The organism is Bradyrhizobium sp. P2_E8, from assembly GCF_056403875.1.
Genome location: NZ_JBFUES010000375.1, coordinates 1 through 6,707, shown reverse-complemented (window position 1 = coordinate 6,707; position 6,707 = coordinate 1). Strand labels below are relative to the sequence as shown.

Sequence of the window (6,707 nt, the reverse complement as noted above, 5' to 3'; positions counted from 1 at the left end):
GTGCTGGCCGCCTACTTCCTCAAACACGGCCATCACGAGGAGCCGCCGCCCGGCCGCGTGCTACGGTCCTATCACCGGATCGTGGCCTGGTCGGTGAAGCACTATTTCATCACGGTGCTGATCGGCTTCGGCATCTTCGCCGCCTCGATCTGGAGCATCACGCTGCTGCCGCAGGGCTTCCTGCCGGCGCAGGACAGCGCGCGCTCGCTGCTTGCCCTCGARCTGCCGCCGGGAACGCAACTCGCCTACACCGAAAAGGTCACCGAGGACATCGTCGCGCGGCTGCGCAAGCGGCCCGAGGTGAAGAGCATCTTCGTCGACGGCGGGCGCGTACCACCCGGCACCCAGGAAGTCCGGCGCGCCGCCCTGATCATCAACTACACGCCCAAGGGCGATCGCGACATCACCCAGCGCGAGCTGGAATTCTCGATCAGCCAGGAGCTGGAGAACATTCCCGACATCCGCTTCTGGTTCCTCGACGAAAACGGCCTGCGCGCGATCTCGCTGGTCGTGACCGGCGTCGACGCCAACATCGTCAACAACGTCGCCAGCGAGCTCGCGACGCAGATGAAGCGGATCCCGACCATCTCCAACGTGATTTCGGAAACCACGCTGGAGCGGCCCGAGCTGCGCATCGAGCCGCGCGCCGATCTCGCCGCGCGCCTCGGTGTCTCCACGGAAAGCCTGTCGCAGACCATCCGCGTCGCCACCATCGGCGACGTCGRCCCTGCGCTCGCCAAGTTCGACGTCGGCGATCGCCTGGTGCCGATCCGCGTGCAGCTCGAGGACGCCGCGCGCGGCAACCTGAAGACGCTCGAGCAGTTGCGCGTGCCGCTCGGTGAGCACGGCGAGAAGGGCGGCGTGCCGCTCTCGGTCATCGCCGACGTCAAGCTCGACCAGGGTCCGACCAGCATCAACCGCTACGACCGGGACCGCCAGGCCACCGTTGCCGCCGACCTCGTCGGCTCCGCGGCGCTCGGCGATGCCACCAAGAAGATCAACGAGCTGCCGGTGATGAAGAGCCTGCCGAAGGGCGTGAAGGTCTCACCCTCCGGCGACGCCGAAAGCCTGAACGAGCTGTCCGACGGCTTCGCCACCGCGATCACCGCGGGCCTGATGATGGTCTATGCCGTGCTGGTGCTGCTGTTCGGCACCTTCCTCCAGCCGATCACCATCCTGTTCTCGCTGCCGCTCTCGATCGGCGGCGCCATCGCGGCCCTGCTCGTCACCGGCAAGCAGCTCACCACGCCGGTGTGGATCGGCATCCTGATGCTGATGGGCATCGTCACCAAGAACGCGATCATGCTGGTGGAGTTCGCCATCGAGGCGATCCGCGACGGCAAGCGACGCGACGAAGCGATGATCGACGCCGGCATGAAGCGCGCCCGCCCGATCGTGATGACCACGATCGCGATGGCCGCCGGCATGATGCCGAGCGCACTCGCGGTCGGCGCCGGCGGCGAATTCCGCTCGCCGATGGCGCTCGCGGTGATCGGCGGCCTGATCTTCTCGACCATCCTGTCGCTGGTCTTCGTGCCCGCGATGTTCATGGTGATGGACGATCTCGGCGCCCTGATCTGGCGCTTCGGCAAGCGGCTGATCGTGCACAGCGAGGACGCGGAGGTCCCCGGTCATCACGAAGCTTCGCCGGCACAGCCGGCACCGAAGAACATCGTGCACCCGGCGGCGGAGTAGGGGTCGCGCGAGCCCCTACTCGTTCCGCGCGATCGCCGTCAGCTTGGTCATGTTCCTCAGCAAAATGCGGCCGCGCTGAAGATCCAGGATCGCGTCCTTGCGCCAGGCCTGAAGCTGGCGGTTGACGCTCTCGCGGGCGGCGCCGACGAAGACGCCGAGCTGCTCCTGCGAGATGTGCACCTCCGAGCCGAAATCGGCGGCGAGTGCGCAGAGCCGCCGCGCCAGCCGCACCGGCAGCGGCTGCAACATGGACTCTTCCATGCGCTCGCTCTGCCAGCGGATGCGCTGGCACAGCAGCGCGATGATCTTGATCGCGACCTTCGGCTCGCGCTCGAGGAAGGCGAGAAAGTCTTCCCGCCGCAGCACGAACAATTCGCTGGCTTCGCCCGCGGTCGCGTCCGCGGTGCGGTTCTGGCCGTCCAGCACCGCGACCTCGCCGAACAGGTCGCCCGGCCCCATGAAATTCAGCGTCAGCCGGCTGCCGTCGGAGGCGCCGGTCTCGATGCGGACCTGGCCGCGGCGCACGCCGAACAGCCCGTCCCCGGCATCGCCCTTCTGGAACAGCACCTCGCCGTTCGCCAGATGCTGGGTATGGCAGAGATTGGACAGCCGCTGGAGCTCGTCTGCGCCGAGATCGGCGAACATCGGGTTCATCTTCAGGATGACCGCAAATTCGGCCTGCTTGCTCATTTCAACTTCCTTGTGAATTTACGTGCCAATTTCGCCGGCAAATCGGCTGGAACCATCAACCTCCAGAATCGCGTAAAACCGCGCCGGAGAAGTGTGTCATAAGTCACATAACTTTGCAGCACCCCCTGACTATTTTTGACCGCTTGGAGCGGCTTCCCGTCCCGGGATAAACTCACGCACATAGGGCGGGTGAGCGGCCCGGGTTCGGCACCGTGCGTCCGTCGTTGGAAAGTCGACATGAGAGCAGTGAAATTCGCCGGCGCCGCGGTCGCCGCTATCATCATCGTGATCGCGGTTCTCCTCGTGGTCGGGATCCCATCGGGCTTCCTGACCTCGACGATTGCGTCGCGGGTCGAGAGCGCGACAGGCTATCGCCTGTCGATCGACGGCACCACCAGGATCAGCCTGTGGCCGACGCTGAACGTCACCTTGAACGATCTCACGCTTCAGGATCCGAAGGACCGCAGCGGCATCACGCGCCTCACGGTCGACAGCTTGCAGGCCGACATGTCGCTCGCGAGCGTCTGGTCGGGCCGCCCGAAGATCAGCGAGCTCGTCGTCACCCGTCCCGTGCTCTACCAGCCGCTGCTGCGTGAGCGCCTGCCCAACCCCGGTGCCGCGTCGAAGCCGCTCGCGCTCGACACGGATGGCGCGACCATCGACCGCGTCAAGATCACCGACGGCGAGGTCGCATTCGCGCGCGTGCGCGATCGCGTCGAGGGCCGCATCAGCGCCATCAACGCCGACGCGATCGTTGATCGCGACCGCAAGGTCAACATCACCGGCACCGCGCGCGTCGGCGAGCACCCGACCAGATTCGACATCAAGGCGACGACGCCGGCGCCGCCAGCCGACCGGCCGACGATCCCGGTGGATTTCGCCATCGACATGCCTGATGTGCTGAAGTCCCGGCTCGCGGGTCACGCCGAGATGCGGCTGAGCGGCGATGTCGTGATGATCAACGGCGTGAACGGCACCCTCGGCGACGGCACGTTCAACGGCTGGGCCTCGGTCGACATCGCGAGCAAGCCCCTGGTCAAGGTCGATCTCGACTTCCAGCGGCTCGCGATTCCGCTGGCGAAATCGCCGGACGGCGCGTCCGGGCAACCCTGGAGCAATGCGCCGATCGACGTGTCCGGCCTCAATTATGTCGATGCGCAAATCAGGATCTCCGCGAACGATGCCGTGATCGGCGATGCGCGTCTTGCGCCGCTGGCGCTCGATGCAAAGCTCGCCGGCGGCGTGCTGAAGGCCGGCACTGCCAATCTCGGCGCCTATGGCGGCCAGGTCTCCGGCGAGGTGATCCTGGATGCGACCAGCGGCGCGCCGAGCTTTGCCATGCATTCCGACCTCGTCGGCGTGCGCGCGCTGCCGCTGCTCCAGGGCCTTGCCGAATTCGACCGCATCGACGGCAAGCTGCAAGCCAAGCTCGCATTGCGCAGCGCCGGCACCAGCCAGCGCGCCTTGATGGCGAACATGCAGGGCACGGCCTTCGTCAATTTCCAGGACGGCGCCATCCGCGGCATCAACGTCGCGCAGATGATCCGCTCGCTGACATCGGGCACGCTGTCCGGCTGGCAAGAGAACCAGAACTCCAGCCAGGACCAGAGCACGGATTTGTCGCAGCTCTCGGCCTCCTTCCGCATCGACAAGGGACAGGCGGTGACGACCGATCTCAATCTGATCGGGCCGCTGGTGCGCGTGACCGGCGCTGGCACGATCGCGCTCGATACCAAGATGATGGGCTTTCGCGTCGAGCCGAAACTGGTGATGACCACCGAAGGCCAGGGCCGCGCCTCCGAGCCGGTCGGCTTCGGCATCCCCGTGATGATCCAGGGCAGCTGGTCGCAACCGCGGATCTACCCTGACATGGCCGGCATGCTCGACAATCCGGACGCCGCCTATGCCAAGCTGCGCGAGATAGGCAAAGGCCTGTTCGGGCCTGATGGCGCCGGGCTCGGCAATATCCTGGGCAGCCTCGGCCTCGGCGGCACCACCGCGCCGGGTGGCGGCAATGCGGGCGGCAACGCCAATCCGCAAACCCAGCAGCCGGGGCAGAACAATCTGCTCGGCGGCCCGCTGGGCGAGGCGATCGGCAATCTGATCCAGCAGGGGCTTTCCAGCGGAGCTGCAACCGGCACTGGCACTGGCGCTGGCGCTGGCACTGGGACTGCTACTGGCAGCGGCCGCAGCCGCGGCCTGCCCGCAACGCCATCCACACCGGCACCGCAGGCCTCGCCGGCGCCCCCGGCCCCGGACGCGCCGCCGATGGCGCAGCAGGACAGCCAGCCGATGAATGACGTGCTGCGGCAGCTCTTTAATCGATGATTGGCGGACCAACGGACTGGACTTCACGCCGATCCCTTACCTCGGCTTCGCCATTGCCTGCTTCCTCCGAACGGAGGAGGCTGCGGCAATTCACCACCCTTTCGGCCCGACCCGGCGCCCACAGCGGGTAACCACGCTGGCCGGTCGACCGGTCCCCGCACGTCCCTTGGCCCAAATTGTGATAGAAGGGCGGCGGGGCCCGTACGGGCCGTAGCGCCGGCGTCGATGGCGGCGCGAGAGGATCCGGATGGCGGGAGCGAACGACAAGACACGGTTTCTGCGCGAGGGCTTGTTCGCCAAATACGTCGTCTCCCTCGTCGGCCTCGTCGTGTTCGTCCTCGCGGTCAACGGCGCGATGGAGACCTGGATCTCCTATCGCGCCACCAAGACGCAGCTGGCCGACGGGCTGGAGGACAAGGCCCAGGCCGTTGCCCGGCGCATGGAACAGTCCATCTCCGAGCTCGAGCGCCAGATCAGCTGGGTGACCCGCGCGAGCCAGGACACCCTCGAGAAGCGCCGCGCCGACTACGCCCAGCTCCTGCACCAGGTCGCGGTCGTCAACCAGCTGTTCCAGCTCAACGGCGACGGCCGCGAGGTGCTGCGCGTCTCGCGCCAGTCGACCACGACCGGCGGCAACGCCGATCTCTCCCGCGACATGCGCTTCACCGACACCGTCGCCCGCGGCGTCAGCTACGCGCCGGCCTGGTTCTCCGACCGGACCCCGTTCATGTCGATCTCGGTGGCGCATTCCGGCTTCAACGCCGGCGTCACCGTGGCCGAGATCGATCTCAGCTTCCTCTCCGAATTGCTGTCCGACGCCCAGGTCGGCAAGGCGGCCTTTGCCTATGTGGTCGATCCGCGCGGCCGCGTGCTGGCAACGTCCGCGAAAGGCCCCGATGTCGGCAAGGACCTGTCGAAGCTGCCGCAGGTGGCTGCCGCGATTTCGCCCGGCCGCGAGCCCGACACCTCCGGCACCGACTTCAACGGCCATTCGGTGCTGTCAGCCGCGAGCACCGTGCCGAAACTCGGCTGGAGCGTGATGTTCGAGCAGCCGACCACGCAGGCCTTGACGCCGATCCGCGACCAGCTGGTGCGCATCGCGCTCTTGATCGGCATGGGCCTGATGGTCGCGATCCTCGCCGGCACCCTGCTCGCCCGCCGCATGATCATTCCGATCACGGCGCTGCGCGACGGTGCGCACAAGCTCGGCGAAGGCGATTTCAGCCATCGCATCGACGTGCACACCTCCGACGAGCTGGAAGACCTCGCCGGCCAGTTCAACCGCATGGCCGTTCAGATCCAGGAGACCTATTCGAACCTGGAGACCAAGGTCGAGGAGCGCACCCGCGATCTCGCGCAGTCGATCAACGAGCTCAAGGTGCTGGAAGAGGTCGGCCGCGCGGTCGCCTCCTCGCTCGATCTCAACGCGGTGCTGCCGACGATCGCCGCGCACGCGATCGAGATCACCCATGCCGACGCGGTGCTGATCTACGGCTTCGATGCCGAGAGGCGCCGCTTCAACCTGGTCGAATCCAACGGGATCGACAAATCGGCCGACGGCGCCCACGTCACGATCGACGAAGGCGAGAACATCCTGAGCGATGCCGCCGGTAGCGGCGAGCCGATCGCGCTAGCCGATCTCGACCACGCGGCCGAGCAGCCGCTGCGCGACGTCGCGATCGATGCCGGCTTCCGCTCGGTGCTGGTGGTGCCGCTGGTGGACCAGCAGGGCACGCTCGGCTCGCTGGTGGTGCTGCGCCGCGCCGGCGGCGAGTTCGCCGGCAGCATCATCGGCCTGATGCGCACCTTCGCCAACCAGGCCGTGCTGGCGATGCGCAATGCGCGCCTGTTCACCGAGGTCGATCACAAGAGCCACGCGCTGGAGGCGGCGCACGAGACCGTGCGCGCCCAGGCGGACAAGCTGCGCGTGCAGACCGAGCAGCTCAAGGACTGGAACAAATCGCTGGAGGAGCGCGTCAAGACCCAGCTCGGCG

4 protein-coding genes are annotated in these 6,707 nt (G+C 67.1%); 3 read left to right on the top strand and 1 reads right to left on the bottom strand.

Annotated features, from left to right (window positions below; genetic code table 11):
* On the top strand, nt 1–1,695 hold a 1,695-nt coding region (locus tag AC1D00_RS20820), incomplete at its 5' end, for an efflux RND transporter permease subunit (protein WP_477011960.1).
* A 15-nt stretch (nt 1,696–1,710) separates the two neighbouring features.
* Here AC1D00_RS20820 and AC1D00_RS20815 read toward each other — a convergent pair.
* Nucleotides 1,711–2,385 (bottom strand): Crp/Fnr family transcriptional regulator, encoded by a 675-nt coding sequence (locus tag AC1D00_RS20815; RefSeq protein ID WP_135178948.1) that lies wholly within the window; start codon nt 2,383–2,385, stop codon nt 1,711–1,713.
* Between the two features lie 237 nt (nt 2,386–2,622).
* Between AC1D00_RS20815 and AC1D00_RS20810 the strand changes: the two genes are divergently transcribed.
* Both AC1D00_RS20810 and AC1D00_RS20805 read left to right on the top strand, forming a co-directional pair.
* Nucleotides 2,623–4,713, top strand: a complete 2,091-nt coding sequence (locus AC1D00_RS20810; RefSeq protein WP_477011959.1) for an AsmA family protein — start codon at nt 2,623–2,625, stop codon at nt 4,711–4,713.
* Nucleotides 4,714–4,960: 247 nt separating this feature from the next.
* The coding region (locus AC1D00_RS20805) for a cache domain-containing protein (protein WP_477011958.1) at nt 4,961–6,707 on the top strand (1,747 nt) is incomplete at its 3' end.